This is a genomic window from Devosia sp. J20-27 (assembly GCF_055808595.1).
This window is the reverse complement of record NZ_CM147875.1, coordinates 2,145,569-2,170,445: the sequence shown is the minus strand read 5'-3', so window position 1 is coordinate 2,170,445 and position 24,877 is coordinate 2,145,569. Positions and strand designations below refer to the sequence as shown.

24 protein-coding genes are annotated in these 24,877 nt (G+C 63.2%); 12 read left to right on the top strand and 12 right to left on the bottom strand.

Features of this window, described 5'->3' with window-relative positions:
- Positions 1–94: 94 nt before the first annotated feature.
- The 3 genes from xdhB to uraH are packed head-to-tail and all read right to left on the bottom strand — an operon-like array spanning position 95 to position 4,238.
- Positions 95–2,422: a xanthine dehydrogenase molybdopterin binding subunit gene (gene xdhB, locus AC0L4C_RS10575; RefSeq protein ID WP_473399504.1), complete on the bottom strand. Its 2,328-nt coding sequence runs from the start codon at positions 2,420–2,422 to the stop codon at positions 95–97.
- Entirely contained in the window at positions 2,419–3,882 is a 1,464-nt protein-coding gene (gene xdhA / locus AC0L4C_RS10570) for a xanthine dehydrogenase small subunit (protein WP_473399503.1), read from the bottom strand. The genes xdhB and xdhA overlap by 4 nt, the downstream gene beginning before the upstream one ends.
- The gene (gene uraH / locus AC0L4C_RS10565) at positions 3,882–4,238 is read right to left on the bottom strand and encodes a hydroxyisourate hydrolase (RefSeq protein WP_473403501.1); all 357 of its coding nucleotides are present in this window, start codon (positions 4,236–4,238) and stop codon (positions 3,882–3,884) included. The genes xdhA and uraH overlap by 1 nt, the downstream gene beginning before the upstream one ends.
- Positions 4,239–4,455: 217 nt before the next feature.
- Here uraH and puuE point away from each other — a divergent pair, with 217 nt between their 5' ends.
- The gene (gene puuE, locus AC0L4C_RS10560) at positions 4,456–5,874 is read left to right on the top strand and encodes an allantoinase PuuE (protein ID WP_473399502.1); all 1,419 of its coding nucleotides are present in this window, start codon (positions 4,456–4,458) and stop codon (positions 5,872–5,874) included.
- Between the two features lie 287 nt (positions 5,875–6,161).
- Here puuE and AC0L4C_RS10555 read toward each other — a convergent pair whose 3' ends face one another.
- Both AC0L4C_RS10555 and AC0L4C_RS10550 read right to left on the bottom strand, forming a co-directional pair.
- Complete coding sequence (locus AC0L4C_RS10555; RefSeq protein WP_473399501.1) at positions 6,162–6,341, bottom strand: hypothetical protein; 180 nt, start codon at positions 6,339–6,341, stop codon at positions 6,162–6,164.
- Positions 6,342–6,407: 66 nt separating this feature from the next.
- Positions 6,408–6,866 carry an SRPBCC family protein gene (locus AC0L4C_RS10550; protein ID WP_473399500.1) on the bottom strand — a complete coding sequence of 153 codons (459 nt, stop codon included), beginning with the start codon at positions 6,864–6,866 and terminating at the stop codon, positions 6,408–6,410.
- Between the two features lie 48 nt (positions 6,867–6,914).
- Between AC0L4C_RS10550 and AC0L4C_RS10545 the strand changes: the two genes are divergently transcribed.
- The 5 genes from AC0L4C_RS10545 to AC0L4C_RS10525 all read left to right on the top strand — a co-directional run bounded on the left by AC0L4C_RS10545 (position 6,915) and on the right by AC0L4C_RS10525 (position 10,274).
- The gene (locus tag AC0L4C_RS10545; RefSeq protein WP_473399498.1) at positions 6,915–7,247 is read left to right on the top strand and encodes an ArsR/SmtB family transcription factor; all 333 of its coding nucleotides are present in this window, start codon (positions 6,915–6,917) and stop codon (positions 7,245–7,247) included.
- A 195-nt stretch (positions 7,248–7,442) separates the two neighbouring features.
- Positions 7,443–8,261, top strand: a complete 819-nt coding sequence (locus AC0L4C_RS10540) for a bifunctional allantoicase/(S)-ureidoglycine aminohydrolase (RefSeq protein WP_473399497.1) — start codon at positions 7,443–7,445, stop codon at positions 8,259–8,261.
- A 2-nt stretch (positions 8,262–8,263) separates the two neighbouring features.
- Positions 8,264–8,755 carry an ureidoglycolate lyase gene (locus AC0L4C_RS10535; RefSeq protein ID WP_473399496.1) on the top strand — a complete coding sequence of 164 codons (492 nt, stop codon included), beginning with the start codon at positions 8,264–8,266 and terminating at the stop codon, positions 8,753–8,755.
- Positions 8,756–8,825: 70 nt separating this feature from the next.
- On the top strand, positions 8,826–9,593 hold the full coding sequence (locus tag AC0L4C_RS10530) for an META domain-containing protein (protein WP_473399495.1): 768 nt from the start codon (positions 8,826–8,828) through the stop codon (positions 9,591–9,593).
- 57 nt (positions 9,594–9,650) lie between these two features.
- Positions 9,651–10,274 (top strand): nucleoside deaminase, encoded by a 624-nt coding sequence (locus AC0L4C_RS10525; protein WP_473399493.1) that lies wholly within the window; start codon positions 9,651–9,653, stop codon positions 10,272–10,274.
- 407 nt (positions 10,275–10,681) lie between these two features.
- Here AC0L4C_RS10525 and AC0L4C_RS10520 read toward each other — a convergent pair whose 3' ends face one another.
- Positions 10,682–12,130 carry a DEAD/DEAH box helicase gene (locus tag AC0L4C_RS10520; RefSeq protein ID WP_473399492.1) on the bottom strand — a complete coding sequence of 483 codons (1,449 nt, stop codon included), beginning with the start codon at positions 12,128–12,130 and terminating at the stop codon, positions 10,682–10,684.
- A 378-nt stretch (positions 12,131–12,508) separates the two neighbouring features.
- Between AC0L4C_RS10520 and AC0L4C_RS10515 the strand changes: the two genes are divergently transcribed.
- Complete coding sequence (locus AC0L4C_RS10515) at positions 12,509–12,763, top strand: GlsB/YeaQ/YmgE family stress response membrane protein (RefSeq protein WP_473399491.1); 255 nt, start codon at positions 12,509–12,511, stop codon at positions 12,761–12,763.
- 66 nt (positions 12,764–12,829) lie between these two features.
- Here the strand turns inward: AC0L4C_RS10515 and AC0L4C_RS10510 are convergent, their stop codons facing one another.
- Positions 12,830–14,662: a bifunctional metallophosphatase/5'-nucleotidase gene (locus AC0L4C_RS10510; protein WP_473399490.1), complete on the bottom strand. Its 1,833-nt coding sequence runs from the start codon at positions 14,660–14,662 to the stop codon at positions 12,830–12,832.
- Between the two features lie 299 nt (positions 14,663–14,961).
- On the opposite strand from AC0L4C_RS10510, the gene AC0L4C_RS10505 reads away from it, so the two are divergent.
- From AC0L4C_RS10505 to AC0L4C_RS10490, 4 genes are all read left to right on the top strand, one after another.
- Positions 14,962–15,609, top strand: coding sequence for a ThuA domain-containing protein (locus AC0L4C_RS10505; protein ID WP_473399488.1), 648 nt, complete (start codon positions 14,962–14,964; stop codon positions 15,607–15,609).
- A 197-nt stretch (positions 15,610–15,806) separates the two neighbouring features.
- On the top strand, positions 15,807–16,100 hold the full coding sequence (locus AC0L4C_RS10500) for a hypothetical protein (protein ID WP_473399487.1): 294 nt from the start codon (positions 15,807–15,809) through the stop codon (positions 16,098–16,100).
- A gap of 86 nt (positions 16,101–16,186) precedes the next feature.
- Positions 16,187–17,059, top strand: a complete 873-nt coding sequence (locus AC0L4C_RS10495) for a cytochrome b/b6 domain-containing protein (protein ID WP_473399486.1) — start codon at positions 16,187–16,189, stop codon at positions 17,057–17,059.
- Positions 17,056–17,850: a molybdopterin-dependent oxidoreductase gene (locus AC0L4C_RS10490; protein ID WP_473399485.1), complete on the top strand. Its 795-nt coding sequence runs from the start codon at positions 17,056–17,058 to the stop codon at positions 17,848–17,850. The genes AC0L4C_RS10495 and AC0L4C_RS10490 overlap by 4 nt, the downstream gene beginning before the upstream one ends.
- A 33-nt stretch (positions 17,851–17,883) precedes the next feature.
- Here AC0L4C_RS10490 and AC0L4C_RS10485 read toward each other — a convergent pair whose 3' ends face one another.
- A complete protein-coding gene (locus AC0L4C_RS10485; RefSeq protein ID WP_473399484.1) occupies positions 17,884–18,930 on the bottom strand; it encodes a Gfo/Idh/MocA family protein in 1,047 nt (348 codons plus the stop codon).
- 26 nt (positions 18,931–18,956) lie between these two features.
- A complete protein-coding gene (locus tag AC0L4C_RS10480) occupies positions 18,957–19,730 on the bottom strand; it encodes a ThuA domain-containing protein (protein ID WP_473399483.1) in 774 nt (257 codons plus the stop codon).
- 383 nt (positions 19,731–20,113) lie between these two features.
- On the opposite strand from AC0L4C_RS10480, the gene AC0L4C_RS10475 reads away from it, so the two are divergent.
- Positions 20,114–21,190, top strand: a complete 1,077-nt coding sequence (locus AC0L4C_RS10475; protein WP_473399482.1) for a substrate-binding domain-containing protein — start codon at positions 20,114–20,116, stop codon at positions 21,188–21,190.
- Here AC0L4C_RS10475 and AC0L4C_RS10470 read toward each other — a convergent pair.
- From AC0L4C_RS10470 to AC0L4C_RS10460, 3 genes are read right to left on the bottom strand one after another with little or no spacing between them, the layout of a single operon-like run.
- On the bottom strand, positions 21,128–22,219 hold the full coding sequence (locus AC0L4C_RS10470) for a DUF1513 domain-containing protein (protein ID WP_473399481.1): 1,092 nt from the start codon (positions 22,217–22,219) through the stop codon (positions 21,128–21,130). The two genes, AC0L4C_RS10475 and AC0L4C_RS10470, sit on opposite strands and share 63 nt — an antisense overlap.
- Positions 22,219–23,289 (bottom strand): imelysin family protein, encoded by a 1,071-nt coding sequence (locus tag AC0L4C_RS10465; protein WP_473399480.1) that lies wholly within the window; start codon positions 23,287–23,289, stop codon positions 22,219–22,221. Before AC0L4C_RS10465 ends, AC0L4C_RS10470 begins: the two co-directional genes overlap by 1 nt.
- Complete coding sequence (locus AC0L4C_RS10460) at positions 23,289–24,797, bottom strand: di-heme oxidoreductase family protein (protein ID WP_473399479.1); 1,509 nt, start codon at positions 24,795–24,797, stop codon at positions 23,289–23,291. Before AC0L4C_RS10460 ends, AC0L4C_RS10465 begins: the two co-directional genes overlap by 1 nt.
- Positions 24,798–24,877: the final 80 nt, after the last annotated feature.

The following is a 24,877-nucleotide window of genomic DNA, read 5'->3' as shown; positions in this document are numbered from 1 at the left end:
AATAGAGTAAGTGGCACTGTCACGACCCGCTCACCGGCCGGCGCCTCCCCCCTTGCGGGGGAGGTCGGGAGGGGGGAGATACGCCACAGAGGCATCATGCCCCGCCCTTTCGCATCCGTTCGACGCCCATCAGCACTCGCTCGGGTGTCACCGGCATGTCGAGCCGGGGCGGCAGCTTGTAGTCGGCCACCGAGGCCACCGCCATCGACAGAGCCTCGACCACCGAATAGCCCAGCACCAGCGGCGGCTCGCCCACCGCCTTGGATCGGCCAATGGCCGGCTCCTTGTTGACGCTCCACTCGGCCAGCCGGACATTGAAGATCGGTGGCACGTCGGACGCGACGGGGATCTTGTAGGTCGAGGGCGCATGGGTGCGCAGCTGGCCCTTGGCATCCCACCAGAGCTCCTCGGTGGTCAGCCAGCCGACGCCCTGGATGAAGCCGCCTTCCACCTGGCCGATATCGATGGCCGGGTTGAGCGAGCGGCCGACATCCTCGAGCACATCGGCCCGATCGATGATGTACTCACCGGTCAGCGTGTCGATGGTCACCTCGGCCGCCGCCGCGCCATAGGCGAAATAGTAGAACGGGCGCCCGCGCCCGGTGGCGCGGTCCCAGTGGATTTTCGGCGTCTTGTAGAACCCGGCGGCAGACAGTTGCACCCGGTTCATCCAGCACGACGTTGACAGTTCGGCGAACGGCACGAACTGCTGCCCGGCACGAATGCCGCCGAACTCCCACGCCACGTCCTTCGGTTCCACTTCGTAGATCATCGCCGCATGCGCTTCCATGCGCTCGCGGATCTGCCGCGCCGCATCATAGGCGGCCATGGCATTGAGGTCTGTTCCCGATGACGCGGCCGTCGCCGAGGTGTTGGGCACCTTGCCGGTATTGGACGCGGTGATCTGCACGTGGCTGAGCGGCACGTGGAAGGCATCGGCCAGCACCTGCGCGACCTTGATGTGCAACCCCTGCCCCATCTCGGTGCCGCCATGGCTGAGATGGATCGAGCCATCGCGGTAGACATGCACCAGGGCTCCGGCCTGGTTGTGCCAGGTGGCCGTGAACGAGATGCCGAACTTGACCGGCGACAGCGCAATGCCCTTCTTGAGCACCCTGTTCTTGGCGTTGAACGCCAGCACCGCCTGGCGACGGGCCTGATAGTCCGAGCTCTCCTCCAGGTCGGCAACGATCCGGTGGATGATGTTGTCTTCCACCGTCTGGTGGTAGGGCGTCACGTTGTCGGTATCGGTGCCGTAGAAATTGGCCTTGCGGATCTCCAGCGGATCCTTGCCCAGCGCATAGGCGATCTCTTCGATCCAGCGCTCTGCCCCGATGATCCCCTGCGGGCCGCCGAAACCGCGGAACGCCGTATTCGAGCAGGTATTGGTCATCAGCGGCTTGGAGCGGAACCGCGCGGCCGGATACCAGTAGGCGTTGTCGGCATGGAACAGCGCCCGGTCGGTTACCGGACCCGAAAGATCGGCCGAATAGCCCGAGCGCGCCGCGAACGTCGCGTCGACCGCCTGGATCCTGCCGTCCGAATTGTAGCCGACATCGTAGTCCACCACGAAGTCGTGGCGCTTGCCGGTGATCATGAAATCGTCGTCGCGGTCGGGCCGGATCTTGACGGCCTTGCCGGTCAGCCGCGCCGCCAGCGCCGCCACCACCGCAAACAGGTTCCCCTGCGTTTCCTTGCCGCCGAAGCCGCCCCCCATGCGCCGCATGTTGACCGTCACCGAGGCATGCGCAATGCCCAGCACCTGCGCCACCATCACCTGGATTTCGGTCGGGTGCTGGGTCGAGCAGTGGAGATAGATCTCGTGGTCTTCACCCGGGATCGCCATGGCGACCTGGCTCTCGAGATAGAAATGTTCCTGCCCGCCGATCACCGTCCGGCCCTTGATGCGGTGCTCGGCCCGGGCAAGGCCGGCCGCCACATCGCCACGCTCCAGCTTGAGCGGTTCGGTCACTTCCGCGCCGCCCGCCGCCAGCGCCGCGTCCACACTGGTGATATGCGGCAGCTCCCGATAGGCGATCTTGGCCAGCCGCGAGGCCCGCCGCGCCGCATCGCGCGTCACCCCCAGCACCGCAAAGATCGGCTGCCCGTGATAGACCACGCGCGTCGATGCAAAGACCGGCTCGTCATGCTTGTGCACCGAGCTGATATCATTCTCGCCCGGCACGTCGTCTGCCGTCAGCACCCCGACGACGCCCGGCGCCGTCCGCACCGCCTCGAGATCGATTGAAACGATCTCGCCATGCGCCACCGTCGACAGCCCGAGATAGGCGTGCAGCAGACCTTCGGGCTCGGGCAGGTCGTCGACATAGTCCGCCCGCCCCGCCACCTGCTTGGCGGCCGAGTCATGCGGCGTCGAGCTATGCAGCCGGCCCTCGCTATCGAGTGCGGAGTGCTTGTTCATGCCACCTCCCGCACCAGCCGGGCAGTCTCGCCTGCGCTTTCGAGATGGAACCGCCGCAAGAGGTTCTGCGCCGCCAGCAGCCGGTACTCGGCCGAGGCGCGCATGTCGGTGATCGGCTGGTAGTCTTCGGCAAAGGCCGGCAATGCCGCCTCGATCGTTTCGGTCGTCCACGGCTTGCCCGCGAGCGCCGCTTCCACGGCCTTTGCCCGCTTCGGCGTCGCCGCCATGCCGCCGAAAGCAATGATCGCCGCAGCAACCCTGCCGTCCTCGACCCTCACCCGGAATGCTCCGCACAGCGCAGAGATATCCTCGTCGCGCCGCTTGGTCACCTTGTAGCAGGCGAACAGCTCGCCGTCCGGCAGCGCCGGAATGGCAATGCTCTCGACAAACTCGCCCGGCTGCCGGTCCTGCTTGCCATAGGCAATGAAGTAATCCTCCAGCCGCACCTCGCGCCGCGCACTGCCCTTGCGCAGCGTCACGCTCGCGCCCAGCGCAATCAGCGGCGGCGGGCTGTCGCCGATCGGCGAGCCATTGGCGATGTTGCCGCCGATGGTTCCGGCATTGCGCACCTGGTCGCCGCCGATCCGCATCCAGAGCTCGTCCAGTTGCGGATAGCGCCGCACCATCGCCGCCCGCGCCTCGGTATAGGTCACCCCGGCACCCAGCCTGAGCGTCGCGCCACTCTCGTCGATCTGCTTGAGGTCCGTCAGATGGCCGATATAGATCATCGGCCCGATATCGCGCATGAACTTGGTGACCCAGAGCCCCACATCCGTGGCCCCCGACACCAGCGTCGCCGCCGGATTGGCCGCATAGATCTCGGCAAGATCATCGGCCGTCCCCGGCACGAAGAGCCGCTCCTTGCCGCTGCCGATCTCCACCGTCATGCCATCGTGCAGCGCCTTGAGCCGCTCCTTCATCGCCGCCCGATGCGCCACCAGCGGATCGGCCGCGGCCTCGCCATAGCTCGAGATCGCCTTGGCGGCGCGGATGATCGGCGCATAGCCGGTGCAGCGGCAGAGATTGCCCTGCAGCGCCTGCTCGGTCGTCAGCTGGCTCGGGTTCGGCTCCCGCATCCAGAGGCTGTAGAGCGACATGACGATGCCCGGCGTGCAGAAGCCGCACTGGCTGCCATGCAGGTCCACCATCGCCTGCTGCACCGGATGCAGCGGGCCGTCGGCCCTGGAGAGATGCTCGATGGTCACCACATGCGTGCCATGCAGCGAGCCGGTAAAGCAGATGCAGGCGTTGATCGTCTCATAAATCAGGTCGTCGCCGCTCAACCGCCCGACCAGCACCGTACAGGCCCCGCAATCGCCCTCCGCGCAGCCTTCCTTGGAGCCGCGCAGGCGCTTGTCGAGCCTCAGAAAATCCAGCAGCGTCTGCGTCGCCGGCACCGCCTCGAGAGCAATGTCCTCGTCATTGAGAACGAAGCGGAGAGACGTTGTCACCGGGCCCATCAGCTGCCTCGATAGGTCGAGTATGAAAACGGCGAGACCAGCAGCGGCACGTGATAGTGGCTTTCATCGCCCATCGAAAAGCGCACCGGCACGTCGTCGAGAAACTGGTGCTCGAGTTCGAGTCCCATGCGCTCGAAATACTGGCCGACGTGAAAGATCAGCTCGAACGTCCCCATGTGGAACTGGTCGCCCTCGAGCAGCGGCTTGTCGGTGCGGCCATCGGCATTGGTGAAGGTCGACAGCACGTGGTGCGTGTGGTCGCCATGCACCATCAGCAGATCGATGCGCAGGCCAGCGGCGGGCTTGCCATGCGTTGTATCAAGAACGTGAGTTGTCAGGCGCCCGGTACCCGCCATCGTCGAAAAATCCTCTGCCACGCCGGGGCGTCCCGACGGTCACGCAACCCTTGGCTGCTGACCGGGAGACGCTCCTGTCGACCGACTATCGACAAAAAACTGTCACCTTGAAAGGGGGGTACTGCCTATTTTTTACCAACTGGTCGATTTTTGAGCTGACTTGCGCCAAGCCCTCTTGCCAGCGATACATTTGCGACGACCACAGTGAGGTTCCTTCATGCGCTACCCCCGCAACATGCTCGGCTACGGCCCCAACCCGCCGCATGCCAACTGGCCCGGCGGCGCCAATGTCGCGGTCCAGTTCGTCCTCAACTACGAGGAGGGTGGCGAAAACAACATCCTGCACGGCGACGTCGCGTCGGAAGCCTTTCTCGTCGACGTCATCGGCGCCGCCCCCTGGCCGGGCAAGCGCCACTGGAACGTCGAGTCGATGTACGAGTACGGCGCGCGTGCCGGCTTCTGGCGCCTGCACAGGTTCTTCACCGGGCTGAACCTGCCGGTCACCGTCTATGGCGTCGCCACCGCGCTGCAGCGCTCGCCGCAGCAGGTCAGGGCCATGCTGGACGCAGGCTGGGAGGTCGCCAGCCACGGCCTCAAATGGATCGACTACCGCGACCACGATATCGAGCACGAACGCCGCGACCTGCACGAGGCGGTGCGCCTGCACACCGAAGTCATCGGCGCCCGCCCCACCGGCTGGTATTGCGGCCGCACTTCGATCAACACCGTCGACCTCGCCTCGGAGGAAGGTGGCTTCACCTACGTGTCCGACACCTATGACGACGACCTGCCCTACTATCGCGAGCATTTCGGCTCGCCGCAGCTGATCATCCCCTATTCGCTCGCCACCAACGACATGCGCTTCACCACCGCCTCGGGCTTTGCCAATGGCGAAGAGTATTTCCAGCTGCTGAAGGACAGTTTTGACGTGCTCTGGGACGAGGGCGAAGCCGGTTCACCCAAGATGATGTCGGTCGGCCTGCACTGCCGCCTCGTCGGCATGCCGGGACGCTTTGCTGGGCTCAAGCGCTTCGTCGACTACATTATGGGCAAGCAGAAGGTGTGGATCGCCAAGCGCATCGACATCGCCGATCACTGGCTGCGCGAACACCCCTATGTGGCGCAGGACAACCGCCCCTCTACTCTGGAGCTCGACGATTTCACCGCCCTCTTCGGCAATATCTTCGAGCATTCCGAATGGGTCGCCAGCCGCGCCCACAAGCGCGAGCTTGGTCCGGCCCATGACACGGCCACCGGTCTGCATGCCGTCATGAGCCAGGTATTCCGGTCCGCCAGCGACGAGGAAAAACTCGAGGTCCTCAAGGCCCACCCCGATCTCGCCGGCAAGCTGGCCGCCGCCAAGCGTCTGACCCAGGCCTCCAGCAGCGAACAGGCCGCCGCCGGGCTCGACGCCCTGACCGACGCGGAGCGGCAGAAATTCACCGAACTCAACGACACCTATCAGACAAAATTCGGCTTCCCCTTCATCATCGCCGTCCGCGACAATACCAAGGCCCAGATCCTCGCAGCGTTCGAGGCGCGCCTCGCCAATGACCGGCAAGCCGAATTCACCACTGCCTGCAAACAGGTCGAACGCATTGCCGAGCTGCGCCTCCGCGCCATGCTCCCCGACTGAAGGCCAACCTCCCCCCAACCACCGACGAACATCCTCCCCCTTGCGGGGAAGGCTGGCGAGGGGGCGATGCCGCGCATCAGGCGAGCCGGCGCACCAGCCTCACCCACGCCGCCAACCTCACCCCACGCACGGCCAACCTCTCCCGGCGAGCTCCCAACCCCACCCCACGCACCGTCATCCTCGGGCTTGACCCGAGGACCCATGCCGCCACTTGCGAGACTGCAAAGCAATTCCCCGGATCAACTCCGGCAATGACGGCAATTTGGGAGGAGTTGAGCTGCCCCCGCCTAGCGGGCGGGCGACACATCCGTCTGGTCTTCGATTTCGCCGTCTTCCCAGGCGATATCCTCGACGGCATCGACTTCGCAGTCGGTCTGGGTCGGCGCAAACATCATCAGGAAGCCGTGCAGCCAGTCGTTGAGACGCTGCAGGTCGAATATCCGGCTGTCATCAAGACGTTCGCTCATGACGGGAGCTTGCCGCACATTCCTCAACAGATGGTTTACAGAATCTGAGCAGGTCGCCGCTAGCGGTCAGATGTAAAACCCCTGCCGCAGGTTGATGCCGTGCTCGACATAGACTTTCATGGCGCAGAGCATGCCCGTCCAGCCTTCGCAATTGCCGTAGGACGCCTTCTGTCCGGCCTCGTTGTCCCGCCAGCCTGCTTCGTGGATGGCCACCAGTGTCCTGCCATCGTCGAGTGGCTCGAAGGTCATCGTCACAGTGGTCTGGTAGCTGCCAGCCGGGTCCGCGTCGGGCGCCGCTTCCCAGCGCAGGACGATCTTCCGGTCGGGCACGACCTCCACCACCTGCACCGGAAAGGCGCCGGGAAAATCGTGAAAGTCCCAGGTCACCGTGGCGCCGGTCTCAAGCCGCCCGACCGCCCCGCCGGTTGTAAAAAATCCCGACAGCTTGGCCGGGTCGGCCACCGCTTCGAACACCTCGTGCACCGGTCGGGCAATGCGTCCCTTTACCGTGAATTCATAGGCCATCGCGTCCTCCTGCTTGACCTTCGGGATCATATGTTATAAAAATATAACATGTCAACCGACGATGCAGACGACCTGATCTTCAAGGCTCTCGGCCACCGCGTGCGCCGCCGCATCCTTGACGCGCTGAAGCGCGAGCCGCACACCACCGGCATGCTCTGCGCCCTCTTCCCGGATCTCGATCGCTGCACCGTCATGCAGCATCTCGGCGTCCTCGAAGCAGCCGGCCTCGTCATCGCCGAAAAACGCGGCCGCGAACGCTGGAACTCTCTCGACGCCCTGCCCGTCCACGCCATCCACGAACGCTGGATCGGCCCCTATGCCGCCTACGCCGCAAGCATACTCGCCCGCCTGAAGCAGGATTTCGAAACCGAGCCGTCCTGACGGCTCCACCGTCCCCTCAGTTCCATCGTCCCCTCGCCCCTCAGGGGAGAGGGCCAGGGTGAGGGATCAAGCGCCTCCACAAACCATCGCTGCCCGCATTCCCTCCGTTCTCGCAAGCAGTGCGGCCCCCTCCCCTCGTGCCATGCGTCCCAAACTGCGCTATCAAACCATGGACATTGACTCTACGAGACCTTCATGGCCCCCACCTATGTTTCCCCCGCCGATGGCCTGCCCGACCAGATGGCTCTCCACACCGGCCGCGCCGTCTTCACCGAGGCCTATGCGCTGATCCCGCGGGGGGTGCAGCGCAACATCGTCACCAGTTATCTGCCGCATTGGGACAAGACCCGCGCCTGGGTGCTGGCCCGGCCGATGACCGGCTTTTCCGAAACCTTCGCCCAGATGATGGTCGAAGTGTTCCCCGAGGGCGGCAGCCAGCGTCCCGAGCCGGAGCCCGGCGTCGAAGGCGTCCTCTTCGTGCTTGAGGGTCAGGCCAGCATCGTCATCGACGGCAAGTCGCACCTGCTCAAGCCGGGCGGCTACGCCTTCCTGCCTCCCGGCTGCATCTGGAGCTTTGCCAACAAGGGCACAGCGCCCGTCCGCTTCTCCTGGGTGCGCAAACGCTACGAGGCCGTGGACGGCATCGATGCGCCGGCGGCCTTCGTTGCCAACGAGCAGGACGAGCCCATCATCTGGATGCCCGATACCAACAACACCTGGGGCACCACCCGCTTTGTCGATCCCACCGACTTGCGGCACGACATGCACGTCAACATCGTCACGCTCGAGCCGGGCGCCGTCATCCCCTTCGAGGAAACCCACGTCATGGAGCACGGCCTCTATGTGCTCGAGGGCAAGGCCGTCTACCGGCTCAATCGTGACTGGGTCGAAGTCGAGGCCGGCGATTTCATGTGGCTGCGCGCCTTCTGCCCGCAGGCCTGCTATGCCGGACCGCAGCGCTTCCGCTACCTGCTCTACAAGGACGTCAACCGCCACATGAAGCTCAAGCTCTAGCCATGCGCACCGTTGTCATCGAACCCCTGTCGACCGAGACCTTCGCCGAATTCGGCCAGATCATCTCCCGCGAGGGCGCCGAGCATTACCCCATCAACAAGGGCATGACCGAACGTTACCACGACCTCGCGCGTGTCGAACTGGCTGGCGTGCATGCCCGGCCACTGATCTCGCTGTTCGTCGGACAGCCCTATGCGCTGCCCCTGCAGCTTGCCATGGTCGAGCGCCACCCGCTCGGCAGCCAGGCCTTTTACCCGCTCTCTGATGCGCCCTGGCTGGTGATCGTCGCGCCGGACGAAGGTGGCCTGCCCGGTGCGCCCCGTGCCTTTCGGCCTGCGCCCGGCAAGGGCGTCAATATCGCCATGAATACCTGGCACGGCGTGCTCTGCCCGCTGCAGAAGCCGTCCGAGTACCTGGTGGTCGACCGGGGTGGCGACGGCAACAACCTGGAAGAGCATTTTTTCGACGAAGCCTGGCTGATCGTCGAAAACTGATCTGCACGACCGATTTATTTCCTCCATATTCTGCACTCACACTACAAGTGTGCAGCGTGGGGATGGTGTAATGCGTGCGATCATTGGTCTGGTAATCGGTTTTCTGGCTTTGGCCCTGTCCGTGGGCTCGGCAGCAGCCGTCACCCTGACCATTTCCGGTGATGTCACCTATCGCGAGCGCATCGCCCTGCCCCCGAACGGCATTCTGCGCATCAGCCTCGTCGACATGGAAACGCCAGATCAGCCGCGCATCAAGGCAGAGGGCGCCATTGCCTCGCCGGGCCAGGTGCCGCTCACCTTCCGCTTCAATCTCGACGACAAGGTCATCGCCACCGACAGGAGCTATGGCCTGCGCGCCGAAATCGTCAGCAATGGCCAGGTCTGGTTCCGCAATGATACACCGCTGCTGCTCGATCTCGCCGCCACCGAAGGCATGCAGGTGCTGGTGAGCTTTACCGGCACGGCAACGGCGCCGGTCAGTTCCCGCCCGGCCATCGATTTCAGGCCGATCCTCGATGTCACCTGGGCCGCCCAGACCATTGCCGGCGTCCCCGTCGCGCCCGACGAGAGCACGCTCTCGATCGCCAGCGACATGCGCGCCGGTGGCCGCGGCGGCTGCAACAGCTATTTCAGCCAGGCCATGATCGCCGGGGACAGCATCGCCTTCAGCGCCCTGGGCGCCACGCGCATGGCCTGCAGCGACACCGTCATGGCGCAGGAGGCAATGTTTTTTGCGGCTCTCGAGGCCACGCGGCGCTGGCAACTGGTCGACGGCGTGCTCGAACTGCTCGGTGCCGATGGCGAGCCCCTCATGCGCCTGACGCGGTCGACGCGTTGAAGACTTGACCGCTACGCGTCCCGCACGCGACTCTCGGGCAAAGAACCGGAGCCGCCGATGGACACCCCCGCACTCATTGCCCGCCTGCTCGATGTCATCGAGACTGATATCGCGCCCAAGACCCGCGAGGGCGTCAAGCAGGGCAACAAGCTGTTTGGTGCCGCCATCCTGCGGAAGTCCGACCTGTCGGTGGTCATCGCCGAAACCAACAACGAGACCGAGAACCCGCTCTGGCACGGCGAAATGCACGCCATCAAGCGCTTCTACGAACTGCCCGAGGCCGACCGTCCAGACCCCAAGGACTGCATCTTCATTGCCACCCACGAGCCCTGCTCGCTCTGCCTCTCCGGCATCACCTGGTCAGGCTTCGACAATTTCTACTATCTCTTCACCTACGAGGATTCCCGCGACAGCTTCGCCATCCCCTACGACATCGCCATCCTCAAGGCCGTCTACCAGGTTCCCGATCCCGATCGCGACGCCGTGCCCGAGGACCGGCCGCTCTACAATCGCAAGAACCAGTATTTCGAGAGCCATGACATCGGCCGCATGATCGCCGGCCTCGCCCGCGGCCACAAGGAGGACCTCATCGCCCGCGTCGACAACCTCACCGGCCTCTATGCCGACATGTCCGCCATCTACCAGCAGGACAAGGGCAAGAAGGGCATTCCGCTGAGCTAGGTCAGATCATCACCATCGTCGCCGCCGAGAAGGCGAGAACCGCGAGCACCACGCCAAACAGGATCAGCACCAGGATCTGCGACATCACTCAACCGGCGACGCGGATGTCTGCAGCGCCTGCCGGCGGCGGCACCGGCATGGCCGAGGCGGCGATGGCCAGCGTGGTCATGATGGCAACGAACAGTGCGATGAGCGATACTTTCAGCATGGGTGCCCCCTGAGGCTATCAAGATGGGTCGATAGTCAGGAGACCTAGCCCGAGCCGGTTGAACCGCTCCGGAGTCCGCCGTTCATAGCGCGTTCATCTCGGTGTTCAAATTGCGGCGGGTGCACGCCCCTGAACCCATCTGGGCAATGAAAAAGGGCGGCCCCGCAGGACCGCCCTTTCGCTATTCAACTTGGGCAGATCAGGCCGAAGCGCGGTTGGACTGGGCCCGGCGCGCGCGCCCCGCGTCCTTCTGTCCCTTGTTCCAGCGCTGCTTGTTGGCCGGCTTGGCGGCCCCAGGCGTCGCCCGCAGCTCGTGATCGAGCTTGGGCTGTCCCGCATGATTGTGCGGGGCCCGGTCCTGCATGATCGCTGCCTTCTTGGCGCCCGAGAAATGCTTGCCCGCATTGGCATGCTTGCGCGGACCGTTCGGACGCTGGCCCTGCGGCTTGCGATCGATCGGCGCTTCCGGACGCGCACCGCGTGGTGCGGCAACAACGCCGGTTTCGTTGGCGAGGTGGAGATCACCCGTGGTCGGCAGGGTCCGGCGGATCAGTCGTTCGACATCGCGGAGCTTGGAACGCTCCGTGCCATCGCACAGCGTGATCGCCTCACCCGAAGCGCCGTTGCGCCCCGTGCGGCCGATGCGGTGAACATAGTTCTCCGCATCGTCCGGCAGCTCGTAGTTGATAACGTGCGATATATCCGGCACGTCGATACCGCGAGCTGCAATATCGGTGGCCACGAGAATGCGAACGCGACCCGACGAAAAGCCCTTGAGCGCCGCTTGCCGGGCGTTCTGGCTCTTGTTGCCGTGGATCGCAGCCGCTTCGTGGCCGTCGATAGTCAGGTTCTTCACCACCCGATCGGCACCATGCTTGGTGCGCGAGAAGATGATGACACGCGACAGCGCCTCATCAGCGAGAAGCTCGTTGAGAACTCCACGCTTGGCCTTCGAGCCAGCGAGAATAACCCGCTGACCGATAGTCGTAACTGTAGTCGCCGGCGGGCTGGCCTCGACGCGCACCGGCGCATTGAGCAGGCCCTTGGCGAGTTCGGCGATTTCCGGCGCCATGGTGGCCGAGAACAGCGCCGTCTGCCGGCGCGGGCCGATAGCCGCTGCAATCGCCTTGACCGGGCCGATAAAGCCCATGTCGAGCATGCGGTCGGCCTCGTCGAGCACCAGCCAGCGCGTCTCGTTCAGGCGCAGCTTGCGATCATCGATCAGGTCCTTGAGACGGCCCGGCGTAGCGACGACAACGTCGACGCCTTTGGCGATCTTCTGAATCTGGCTGTGGCGGGAAACGCCGCCCAGCACCAGCACGGTCGAGAGCTTCACGCCGCCGCCGACTGAAAGTTTGTGTAGCACTTCGTCGATCTGCACGGCCAGTTCACGGGTCGGCGCAAGGATCAGCGCGCGCGTGGTCATCGGGTTCGGACGGCCCTTGAGGGCCATGATGCCGGCAATGATCGGCAGGCCGAAGGCCGCCGTCTTGCCAGAGCCGGTCTGGGCAATGCCGAGGATATCCTTGCCAGCGAGCTGGTGTGGAATGGCCTTGGCCTGGATCGGCGTCGGCACGGTAAAGCCCGCACTGTCGAGGGCCTCGACGATCTGCTTCGGAAGCCCGAGTTCGGTAAAATTCTGGGTCAAAGTCTTCTTCTTTTCTTATGTGGACACACGCCAAACCAACGCGGCGCATCCCCGCGCCTCGCAAAGCTGCGCGGCGGGTGAATTCAAATGCAGTGGCGGCCTCAGCCGCGTGCGCAATGCCCGATTCAATCGCACCGGACAGCCTCGCCGCTCACCGCATTGGTCGATAAGAAGAGAAGCCGTCACATGATCGGCGCTCACCCAAGAGGGTACATGGCGCCTGTGACAGGCCTCATATGATGGCGAAGGGCCTATATTGCAAGGAAATTCGTTGCCACAGCGTGCAGGGGTGCCATGCGCGCGCCCCTCTCGGTCTGCAATCTCTTGCAACGGTAGGGGCCGCAGCACATTTAGTCAGCACAACTCCTGGAGGGCACAATGGAAGTTCTTGGCGCCATCATTATCGGCTTTCTCGCCGGAATCATTGCCAAACTGGTCACCCCTGGCCACCCCAAGCCGCAGGGATTCATCCTGACCACCGTACTTGGCGTCGTCGGGGCCGTGGTCGCCAAGTTTCTTGGCGAGGCCATCGGCCTCTACGGGCCCGGAGACAGTGCCGGCTTTCTGGGCGCCGTTATCGGCGCGGTCATTATCCTGCTGCTCTGGCGCCAACTGGCACCGCGCTCCGAATGACCCTGGTCCGACGGCCATAGAAAAAGGGCGCCCCGGAAGGCGCCCTTTTCACGTTCTGGTTGTGGCCTAGTTGGCTGGCTTGACCGGGTCCGCTGCCATGGCATTGGGAGCCATTGCATCAACCGCCGGTGCCATTGCATCGGCAGCAGGTGCCATCGCGTCGGCAGCGGGAGCCATTGCGTCGGCGGCCGGAGCCATCGCATCAGCCGCGGGGGCCATTGCATCAGCTGCTGGCGCCATTGCGTCCGTGGCCGGAGCCATGGCGTCTGCAGCAGGTTCTTCGGCCTCGGCAGGCGCGGCCGGCGTGGCATCGGTGATGCGACCACCCGTCTTAGGCGCATAGGTACCGCCCAGGTCCGCGATATAGTCAGCAAGGACGTTCTCGAGCGGCGGTCCGAAATCATACGCATTCATGCCGTTGGACGCGAAGAGCTCGTAGCCGTCGCCGCCATTGCGCATGAAATTGTTGGTTACCACGCCATAGGTCTTGGCCGGATCGATTGGGGTCCACGTTCCGTCTTCGTCGACCATCACATCGCTGATGCGCGAGCCAGCCGCTTTGGACGCATCAAAAGTGTACTTGAGACCTGCAACCTGCGGGAACCGGCCTGCGCCGTTCTCGATGTCGCTCACGCCGTTTTCAAGCGAGGCCACCACATCAGCTCCGGTCAGCTGGAACGTTGCCAGGGTATTCGAGAAAGGCAGCACGGTGAGCACTTCGCCCATGGTGATCTCGCCTTCGTCGATCGACGCACGCAGACCGCCGCCGTTCTGGATGGCAATCGTCACGCCCTCGCCTTTGACGCGATCGAGCATGGCATCGGCAACAAGCACGCCCATCGAGCATTCCATCGCCCGGCAAACCGTGCGGTCGCCTTCGATGGGGCCCGAGGCGGTGCCGATGACCTTGTTCTTGAGTTCTTCGAGCGGCTTTGCCGCTTCGGCAACGCGATCGATGAAGCCCTGGTCGGGCGTTACCGAGGCATCGAGGATGATCGGCTCACCCTCGGCCGAAATCACCTTGCCCTCGTCATCCCAGGTCAGGGTGAGATCGCCCAGTGCCTTGCCGTACTGCCAGGCCTGAACAACCGGCACGTCGCCAACCATGGTCGGATAGGGACCCTCTGCTGCCTCGTCTGTGGAGGAGAGATAGGTGTGCGAGTGCCCGCCGATGATGGCGTCGATTCCGGGAACGGCCGCCGCCAGGTCCATGTCGACATTGTAGCCGATGTGGGAAATGACCACGATCTTGTTGATGCCCGCATCCTGCAAGGCATCCACGGCACCCTTGACGTAGGCCGTGACGCTCTGGAACTCAACGTCGCCCACCGAAGAAATATCTGGCGTGTCTTCCGTCGTGGCGCCAACGAAGGCGACTTTGTCGCCGCCGATATTCATCACATAGACGCCGGGCGGGCGGCCCTTGAGGTCGGCATTCTTGGTGGTATCGAAATTGCCGCCGATGATCGGGAAATTAGCCGCTTCGATGAACCTGGCAAACTCCTCCGGGCCGTCGTCGAACTCGTGGTTGCCAGTCGCCACGACATCAAAACCCATGTCGTTCATGAAGTCGGCAACAATCTTGGACTTGTACTCGGTGTAAAACAGGGAGCCCTGGAAATTGTCACCCGCCGACACCAGCACAACGTTCTCGCCGGCCGCCTTGGCTTCGTCGCGCTTTATGTCGATTTCGGTCTTGAGTCGTGCAATGCCGCCAAAGCACTTGCCCTCCGCTTCGCCTTCGGCGTTGCAGGTTGAATCCGATCCGGTGATCGACTCGAAACGCGAGTGAAAATCGTTGATGTGCAGGATTGTAAGGGAGAACTCGGCTTGCGCAGGCGCCGAAAAGGCAGTGCTCGCCAGCATGAGGATTGGAAGGCCTAACCAGTGTCTCTTCATTTCCCTGTCCTTTGTTGTTCGTCCGTGGGCCGGACCTGTTTGTCACTGCATTGCAACGGCTCGATAACAGCGCTCGGCGTGCCCCTTTCAAAACACCACCCGCAACTTCAGTGGTCACGAAACCTAGCGCGCAGGTTCCGCACAGGCAATCGCCCTCAACCTTTCGTTTTTGCGCGGCCGCGCTAGAATTCTCCGGCTCAGGATGCAAGCCCCGGCTTTGACATTATGCGGGCAGGCAGGGCTGGCATCGCTTGCCGATTGCGATAGTCTCTCGCCGTTTTCTATTGGAGAAGTCTGGTATGCGCAGTGCTTTGATCGTTTGGGGCGGATGGGGCGGACACGACCCTGAGGAATGTGCCGCCATCTACCGCCGCTGGCTGCATGAGGATGGCTTCACGGTTCGGGTCGAGACCGACCCTGAGGTATTTCTCGAGCCCGAAATCAAGGACCTTTCGCTCATCGTGCCTTGCACGACCATGAGCACGATTTCACGGGATGCCGCCAACAATCTGGCGGCCGCAATCGAGGGCGGCGTGGGCATGGGCGGCCACCACGGCACCATGGGCGACGCCTTCCACGACTCGCCCGTCTATCAGTTCATTACCGGCGGCCAGTGGGTGTCCCATCCGGGCAACATCATCGACTATCAGGTGGACGTAACGCGCCCCGACGATCCGATCATGCAGGGCATCAAGTCGTTCCCCTACACCTCCGAGCAGTATTACATGCATGTCGATCCGGCCAACGAAGTGCTGGCGACGACCACCTTCTCGGGCCTGCACGCCCCCTGGATCAAAGGCGTTGTCATGCCCGTGGTCTGGAAGAAGATGTATGGACAGGGCCGCGTCTTCTATTCCTCGCTCGGCCATCGCGCCGCCGAGTTCGAGAACCCCAACATGGCAACCATTCTGCGCCGTGGCATCAATTGGGCAGCGCGCAGCGAATAGCTGCGCCTGCGCTATAGCGCGACCGACAACGCCCCGGCGGCAATCCGGCCGCCGGCCAGCAGATCTCAGCCTGCAAAGTACCAGTCCGCCTCTCGTACACGGCTCCATCACGTTGGAGTGAGCCCGTAACGAATGCAGACGCTCCGCGAACTCACTTGTGTAACGCCGCATCCCAGCGGCACCGCAGGAGAGACGCTATGAAGTTCCAGATCTGTATACTTGCCCTCGTCGCCGCGCTTGGTTTTGCCGGATCCGCCGTTGCTGCCGACATGGGGGTGGCACCTATGGCTGCCGACAGCATGGCCATGGAAGGCGATGCGATGGCCATGTCCGCAGAAGACATGTTGGCCGAATGCCTGGCAAAGGCCGAAATGGAGACCGACGCCATGAAGATGGACGAGGCAACCAAGGCCTGCAACGAAATGGCAATGCACGACGGCCCGATGTCGGGCGACGCCATGGCCAGCGACGCAATGGCCCCGGCTCAATGACATTGCCGTGATAGACTAACAATTGTGCGTCGTCTGTCCGTTGCTAGGGGAGTCGGCGCACACTGGCGCTGTGGAGGAAATCGGCAATGACGGACCAGACGGCAGAGACAATGCCAGCACCTCAGGCGACTGGAACCAAAGGGCCGCTGATCTACCGGCAATCGATCTTCACGCGCCTCACGCACTGGATCTGGGTCATCGCCCTGTTCTTCCTGCTGCTGAGTGGCCTGCAGATCTGGAACGCCCATCCGGCGCTCTATGTGGGGCAACAGTCCGGTTTCGAGTTCGACAACGCTATTCTCGAGATCGGTGCCGAGCGCACCGATGACGGCATCCGCGGCGTCACCACCATCTTCGGCCAGAAATTCGACACCACAGGTATCCTGGGTGTCAGCGACAACAAGGGTCGCCAGAATTTCGTCGGCTTTCCGGCCTGGGCGACGATCCCCTCGATCCGCGATCTTGCCACCGGACGGGTCGTCCACTTTTTCTTCGGCTGGATTCTCGTCGCTGCGCTCGCTACCTGGCTGATCGCCAGCATCGCCAACCGCCACCTCTGGCGCGATATCATCCTCAAGCCCCGCGATCTTGCCGCCCTGCCCAAGGATCTTCTTGCCCACATTCTGTTCCGCTTCCACCACGGACGAACCTACTCGCCGCTGCAGAAACTCAGCTACTTCGTCGTGCTGGTGATCCTGTTTCCCCTGATCATTCTGACCGGGCTCACCATGTCTCCCGGCATGGATGCTGCCTGGCCCTGGCTGCTTGATGTATTTGGCGGACGGCAGACGGCGCGCACCATCCATTTCGTCGTCATGGTGCTGCTGGTGCTGTTCTTTGTCGTTCACATCGCCATGGTCGTCCTTGCCGGCCCGTTCAACGAATTGCGTTCGATGATTACCGGCTACTACCGGACCAGCCCGGGCACCGACGGCGACGACAAGGAGACCTCCAAATGAGCAAGCTCATCCTCAATCGCCGCCGCCTGCTCGGCTTTGGTGCGGCTGGCGCCTCGTCGCTGATCCTCTCGGGTTGCGATCAGTTCGACTTCCTCGCTCGGCGCGACGATCCGGTGCGCAACTTCCTCGAGCGTGCCAACGAATTGACCTATGCCGCGCAGCGGGCACTGGTTCCCGACCAGGCTTTGGCGCGCGAATACGCGGAAAGCGAGATCCGGCAGGGGCAACGTCCCAACGGCTCGACCGACCCGCGCGATGTGCAGGAATATGCCGACCTCGTCTCCACCAATTTCGCCGACTACCGGCTGTCGGTCACGGGGCTGGTTGAAACGCCGCTATCGTTCACGCTCGACGAGCTGCGCAATATGCCGGCCCGTAGCCAGATCACCCGCCACGACTGCGTGGAAGGCTGGAGTTGCATTGCCAAGTGGAGCGGCACTCAGCTCGGCGCCGTGCTTGATCAGGCCAAGCCCAAGGCCTCGGCCAGGTTCGTTGTCTACCACTGCTATGACCAGATGGGCGGCGGACTCTCGGCTCCCGAGAACTATTATGAGAGCTCGGACCTCATCGACGCCTACCACCCGCAGACCATTCTGGCCTATGGCCTGAACGACAAGACCCTGCCCATTGCCAACGGCGCCCCGGTCCGCATCCGCATCGAACGGGCGCTTGGCTACAAGCAACCGAAATATGTCCACACCATCGAACTTGTGGAAAGTTTCGCCCAGTTCGGCATGGGTAAAGGCGGCTATTGGGAAGACCACGGCTATGACTGGTACGGCGGCATCTAGACCGCCGCCTTCAGTCTTCGCTGGCGAGCGCCGTCAGCGTGTCGGCATCTCGCGGCGCTCGGTCTCGGTGACTGTGGCCAGGTCGAGAACCTTCTGCAGTTCTGCAGCGTGGCGGAAACTGGGTTCATGGTTCTCGCCGGTGCGTACCGCCTCGACGAACCGCTCGTAGTTGGTTGGCACCGGGTCGACGTCGACGTCTTGCCAAGTCGCCGTTTCGATATTGTCGGCCTGCACCACGCGCAACTGGCTGCCATCGTGACGATGCTGCACTTCGACGCCGCCCTTTTCGCCGTAGACGCGCAGGCGGAGTTCGTTGAAATGGCCGGTAGCCCAGCGTGTGGCGTGGATCACACCGAGCGCTCCATTGGTGAAATCCACCGCCATGGTGAAGCTGTCGTTGGCGTCGAGATCATAGTCGCCGATCTTGTTGCCCGGTGCTTTGTCGAACGTCTTGAGGCGGGCAAAGACATGCTCGATTTCCTGCCCCGCACCATACGAGGCAAAGTCGAGAATGTGCACGCCGATATCGCCCAGCACGCCGTTGGAGCCGTGCCTGCGGCTGAGCCGCCACAGCCACTGGCTTTCGGTACGCCAGTCGCCCCACGCCTTTGATACCAGCCAGCTCTGCAGATAGCTCGCCTCGACATGCTTGACCTCGCCGATCTGCCCCGAGGTCACGATGTCGCGCGCCTTCTGCAGCTGCGCCACATTGCGATAGGTCAGGTTGACCATGTTGATCAGCCCGGCCTTTTCGGCCACCTCCACCATCTCGAAGGCCTTCTCGGCATCCGTCGCCAGCGGCTTCTCGCAAAACACATGCTTGCCCGCGTTCAGCGCCTGGATCGAGGTGGAGTGGTGGATCGCATCCGGCGTGACGTTGGCCACCGCATCGAACTCACCCCATTCTACCGCCGCCTCAAGCGAGGCGAAGCCGCGTTCAATACCATGCGTGGCATTGAAGGCTTCGACCCGTTTCGGATCGACATCGACGCCCCCCACCAGAGTGACGCCAGGTATGGCGGCAAAGTGCTTGGCATGCTGGTTGGCCATGCCACCCGTGCCGAGGATCAATAGACGCATTTTCGGGAACTGGGTCCTGTTGGTACTTAGGCCTCGGGATGGCTCGTGAGCTTGGCTCCGCGTTCGACGATCTTTTCGAGCGCTTTCTCGACAGGCGTATTCGGTGCCGCCATGAGCTCGGCATGCCGAGTGGCATTGAAGGCCCAGTTGACCGCATTGCGCAGCACCAGTCCCACGGTCTTGTCGTGGTACGTCGGATAGGTCTCGTGCCCGGGTCGGAAGTAGAAGATGTTGCCGGCGCCGCGGCGATAGGTCAGTCCGGAGCGAAACACCTCCCCGCCCTGGAACCACGAGACGAACACAGTCTCCAGCGGTTCCGGAACACTGAACGGTTCGCCATACATCTCCTCGGTCTCGAGCTCGAAGAAGGGCGGCAGTCCTTTCGCGATCGGATGCCCCGGATTGACCACCCAGAGACGTTCGCGTTCGCCGGCTTCACGCCAATGCAGATTGGCAGGTGTCCCCATCAGCCGCCTGAACACCTTTGAATGGTGGCCCGAATGCAGCACGATAAGGCCCATTCCCTGCCAGACGCGCTCGACCACACGTTCGACGATTGCGTCGTCGACCTCCTTGTGGGCAGCGTGCCCCCACCAGAGCAGAACATCGGTCTCGTCGAGCTTTTGCACGCTCATCCCATGTTCGGGATCCTGAAGCGTGACAGTACTGGCGACGATGTTCTTGTCTTCCGACAACAGCGCCGCAATCTGCCCGTGCATGCCCTTGGGGTAGTTCTCCGCCACAGACTTGTTCTTCTGCTCGTGGACGTTCTCACCCCAAACGGTGGCTCTGATCGGCATGAATGCCTCCTGCTAGCTGGCGATAGCGATCCTTTTTGACCGCCTCGCCATTCCAAAACGTTTTGAAACCCGGATCGATTCAGTGCACCCGAGAAGCCCAAAAAACAACCCGGTGCAGCCGAATATCGGGCCTTGCAAACGCGTTTTGGGACGATCGACAGCCTTCAAAATGAACACGGGCTGGCTGGCAGTCATCAGGCCCGTCATCCGTGGCTTCGGCTTTATTTCGCGGGTCAGTCGGGTATCTCGACGCCAGTATTCGGGCACTCTGCACAGAAAACAGGCAAGCTCGCGCTGGTGCCGACTGTCACTCTGTCGTAAATCTGGTGTCAGGCGGGCGATCCAGGGGGGATGTTTGCACGCCGTCTGGGACATCGGCACGAATGAACCTGAAGGAACTTGCGACCAGCCTTGGTCTTTCACAGACCACCGTCAGCCGTGCCTTGAACGGCTTTCCAGAAGTCAACGAGAGCACCCGCCAGCGCGTCACGGATGCTGCACTCCGGCTCGGCTACCAACCCAATGCCAACGCCGTCAGACTCGCCACCGGCCACGTCGGCGCGGTTGGCATCGTCTATTCCACCATTGATGGCTATGGACCGCACACCAGCGAATTCCTCGGCGGGCTTGGCGAACGCCTGGCGCGTGATGAAATCGACGTGCTGGTCTCCACCGTTGTGTCGCTCACCGAGGAACTGAGTGCCTACCGTCGTGCTCTGCAGGCCAGAAAGGTCGACTGCTTCATTGTCCATTCGCCGCGTCTCGACGATCCGCGCATCGAACTGCTCAACGAACTGGGTCTGCCCTTTGTCCTGCATGGCCGTACCAGGAGCAGCAAGCCTGCCGCCTTTCTGGATATCGACAACTTTTCCGTGACGCATCGCGGTGCCATGCACCTCATCGGAATGGGCCACCGCGACATCGCCCTGATCAATGGGCCGACCGGTTTCACGTTCTCGGCTCACCGCGAGGATGGCTATCGCGCCGCGCTGCAGGCCTCAGGCATTGAGGTGCGGAGCGAACTGATGCGTCACGGCATGTTTTCCGACGAGATCGGCTTCCGTCTGGCCGAGGAGGTCCTGGCCATCTCACCGAGGCCGACGGCGATCCTCGCCGGCTCCATGATGACGGCGCTTGGCGTTGCGCGTGCCGTTCGTGCCGCAGGGCTGACACTTGGCGAGGAGACCTCGATGATCGCCCATGACGATGTGTTTCCCTACCTTCACTCCGACCGGATGGTACCGACCATGTCGACCACTAGATCGTCCATTCGCGCCGCCGGTTCGAGAAATCGCGGAAATGGCAATCGACCTTCTGGCCGGCAGCGATCCGCAAGCCCTTCAGGAAGTCTGGCCGGTCGAACTGATCGTCCGTCAGTCGTCAGGCCCGGTTCCCGGCTAGGACAACCGCCGCAGGTGGTTGTCGAAGCGGAAGCCTGTCTCGGCCGCGGCGGCATGTGAGCCGGCAACGCCCCGGAGAACGCCCTGCCCGCTCGAGGCCAGGAAACCGGGTCCGTCCGGAGCAACACCGCAACCGTCCTCAAAGGTGGTTGCCTGCACCAGTTGCCCGGTCGTTGCATCAATGGCAAGGATCGCGTTGCCTTCGGGAGAGGATACGGCAATCAGACTGCCATCGGTCGAGGCGGCGACCGAGCCGACATAGTTCCGGAGGAGGCCCAGCGTGTCGGCCGGTAGCTCGACCAGACGAATCTGCCCCTCACGGGTCGCGTATCCGACAAGTTGCGGAGCAGCGGAATCCGCCCCCCGGAACTGGCAACCAAACCAGGCCCGCCCGGTACCGTCGAATGCCATGTGCCGGATCGACAACTGGTGGAGATCAGCGCTCAGCTTGAGCTGTCCGATCAACTCGCCCGTCCGGACGTCGATGAACGAGATCGACGGCTCCATCGTCTCCAGATTCAGTTCCGTCCGGCCGTAGTCCGGGTGCGTTTCGATGCCGCCATTGGCGACCACCAACGTGGAGCCGTCCGGCGTCAGCAGCAGTTCATGGGCGCCAATGCCGTGAGCATCGAACTCGCCGATGCGCCGGAAGCCTTCAGTGGCATCAAACAGCCCGATGACGCTACGCGCGTTGTCGAAATCATTCTCGGTGGCGTAGAGCAGCCGTCCGTCGGTCGAGAACACGCCATGTCCGAAAAAATGGCGACCTTCGACGCTGGTGAGCGTCTGTGGCGGCAGGCTGCCGGACGGATCGAATACCACCGCGAAAGTTCCGGGCTGCCGTGCGAACACCACGGCCCGCCCGGTCACCGAACAATGGGTGATGTCGTGGCCGCGGTCGGGCAGGTCGATACTGGTGATCAGGCTGCCCGCCTCGCTGACCAGCGCAGCAGCGTAGCCACCGCCCTTGCGCTGAATCGACGACGCAAAGACCAGTTCGCTGCGCTCGAGGGCCTCGACCTGTCGCGGCATCAGGGACGCCGCAAAACTGGCGCCGGCGGCCTTGAGGAATGCTCTCCGCTGCCACATCAGTCGCCATCCAGTGACGAGAAACCGACCGAAAGACCAAGTGCGGCCGGCAGGCTCTCGCCCAGCAGGTCCTGCAGCGAGCCAGTCAGGATGACCAGATAATTGAGCGCCTTGCGCTGATCGGGATCATCGAGCGCTTCGGCCACCGGCGCAGTGACGCGGTCGGCCGCACGTAGCGCGTTGCCGAGTTCAAACGTGGCACTATTGCCCACCCAACGATCATCCGCATCGGCAGAGTCACCAAAGCGGGCGGCGACCAGCATGTCGCGGATACCCGCAAAGCCTGCACGGATCGCCGGCATGGTCATGTCGGAACGCCAGAACAGGGCGGATTTCGGCCTCGGCCTTTCACCGTCCCGACCGATGAATGGCAGCAGCCGGGTGTCACGGATGGTTTCAATTCCATGCGCCAGCGATCCAACCAGTTCCTCGAGCGCCTCGCGCGACGACCGGTAGTCGACATAGGCCGGTTCTGGCGCGGCGATGTGCGCCGCAATGCCGTCCTCGGCCGCCCAGGCCTCGCTCAAGTCTCCGGTGGTTTCGGCAACGGCCGCCGCGACCGTGTCTGCGTAGTCGCAGCGAAAACTCGGCCTTCCAGACGACAATACCTCGGAGCCCTCGCCAAACAGAGCGTAGTCCAGAGCTCCGAGCCCCTGCACGGCGATGCTCTTCTGCTGCAAGTCCGCTAGTGACGTGGCTGCCGCATCCTCGGTTGCGAGGATGGTTTGAACCTGCCGCAACGCAATCCCCTTGCGATCGGGCCAGAACAGCAGCCGTTCCATACGACTGTCCTCGGTCAGCGGCCCGAATCTGAGAAACTCCACCCGCGAGAAGCTGAGCACGACCTCCTTGAAGGCAACGCGCGCCGCGTCCAGTTCGACCGGCCCAGCCGCGTCGCACATCCAGCTCGTGGCCTCGCCGAGCGTGAGGGCCTTTTCATGCAGCTCCGCAAAGGCCGGACGGATATAGCCGTCGACCGCGAGGGCAAGTGTCTCCTGTTTCGAGATCTCCGCGGCACCGATTGATGAAGGTATCACCAGCAGGCAGAGCAGGACTGCAGCAAAGCGCATTACAAAGACTCCAGGAACGTCAGCAGGTCTTCACGGGTGGATGCCGGCATCTGTGCGAACTCGTCGCGCGCCGCCTGCGCTTCACCACCACGCCACAGGATGGCTTCAGTCAGGTTGCGCGCTCGTCCGTCGTGCAGGAAGAACGTGTGACCCGATACAATCTCTGTAAGGCCGATCCCCCAAAGTGGCGGCGTGCGCCATTCATAGCCGTCCGCGACACCTTCGGGCCGGTGGTCGGCAAGCCCCTCACCCATGTCGTGCAGCAGCAGGTCACTGTAGGGCCAGATCAACTGGAACTGGTGTTCCGCATCCGGCGCATCTCGCGACGTCACGAACTTGGGCGTATGGCACGAAGCGCAACCGGCACCGTAGAATGCCTGCTTGCCTGCCAGCACCCTCGGGTCGTCTACGCCCCGGCGCTGCGGCACCCCCAGATTCTGGGAATAGAAGGTGACGAGGTCAAGCACAGGGTCCGGGGCCTCGGACACGCCGAGGCGCGCCTGTTCTCCGGTGGGCACGTCGAAGCAGTTCGCCTGGGCCTCTGTACAGTCGCCGAAGGGGCGGTTGACCAGCGGCGTCGAGATTCCGATATCGCCAGCGAACGCGCTTGCCGATTGCGAGCGAATGGTCGCGGCGCCCGCCTTCCAGCCAAACCGGCCCAGCCTGACGCGCCCGCTCTCTGGATCAAGGACGGAATTGGCCCTGCCGGAGATCCCGTCGCCATTGACATCCTCCGGATCGGCCTGCGCCAGGATATCGGCTTCCGGCACCTGCTCCAGCAGCCCAAGTCCCGTCATCGGCGGTGCCACCCGAGGCGACATCATGACATCGGGGCTCATGGGGCCGTAGGCCATGTCGGTGACGGAATAGGTCGGGTTGCGCAGCATGACCACAGTACCGTCGCCCAGCGTCTCCGGCTGTTCGACATAGTCGACCACCATGCGGCCTTCGGCCTGCAGGCCGGTGACTGCAAAGACTTGCAGTTGCTCGCCATAGGTCGGTTCGGGGAACAGTTTTTCGCCGCGCGTATCGATCAGGTTCTGCTCGCTCGCATCCTTGGCCGGCACCGACAATCGGAGGAACATCGAGACCGAATTGGTCTCATCTCCAGTAGGCGGGCGCCCGCGACCGTCCTTGATGTGACAGTTCTGACAGCCGCGCGCATTGAAGAACGGCCCCAGCCCATCCGACGCCTGGGTGGACGAAGGGGAAGCCACCCAGAGCTTGCGAAACAGGGCATTGCCCAGCTTGAACTGACCCTCCTGCTCGAAAGTCAGATTGGCCTGGCTGAACGAGAGGATATCCTGATTGACGATCTTCTTGACCGTCGCGCTGCCGCCCGGCAACGCCTCGAAGTTCTCAGGCTTGCTGAAATCGGCGGTTGATGCGGTGACGGCTCGAACGCGTGCAAGATCCTTGTCGGTCAGATCGGAGCGTTGCATGGGCGCGGCAATAGCCATGCCGGCAATGAGCGTGGCGGCCAGGACCGCAGTGAGGTGCGTGTGCATGTCAGCACTTCCAGCAAATCCCGGCCACGCCGGGATGAAAGAGAGCGCGACGGATTCGTGCAACCCGTCGCGCCAAAATA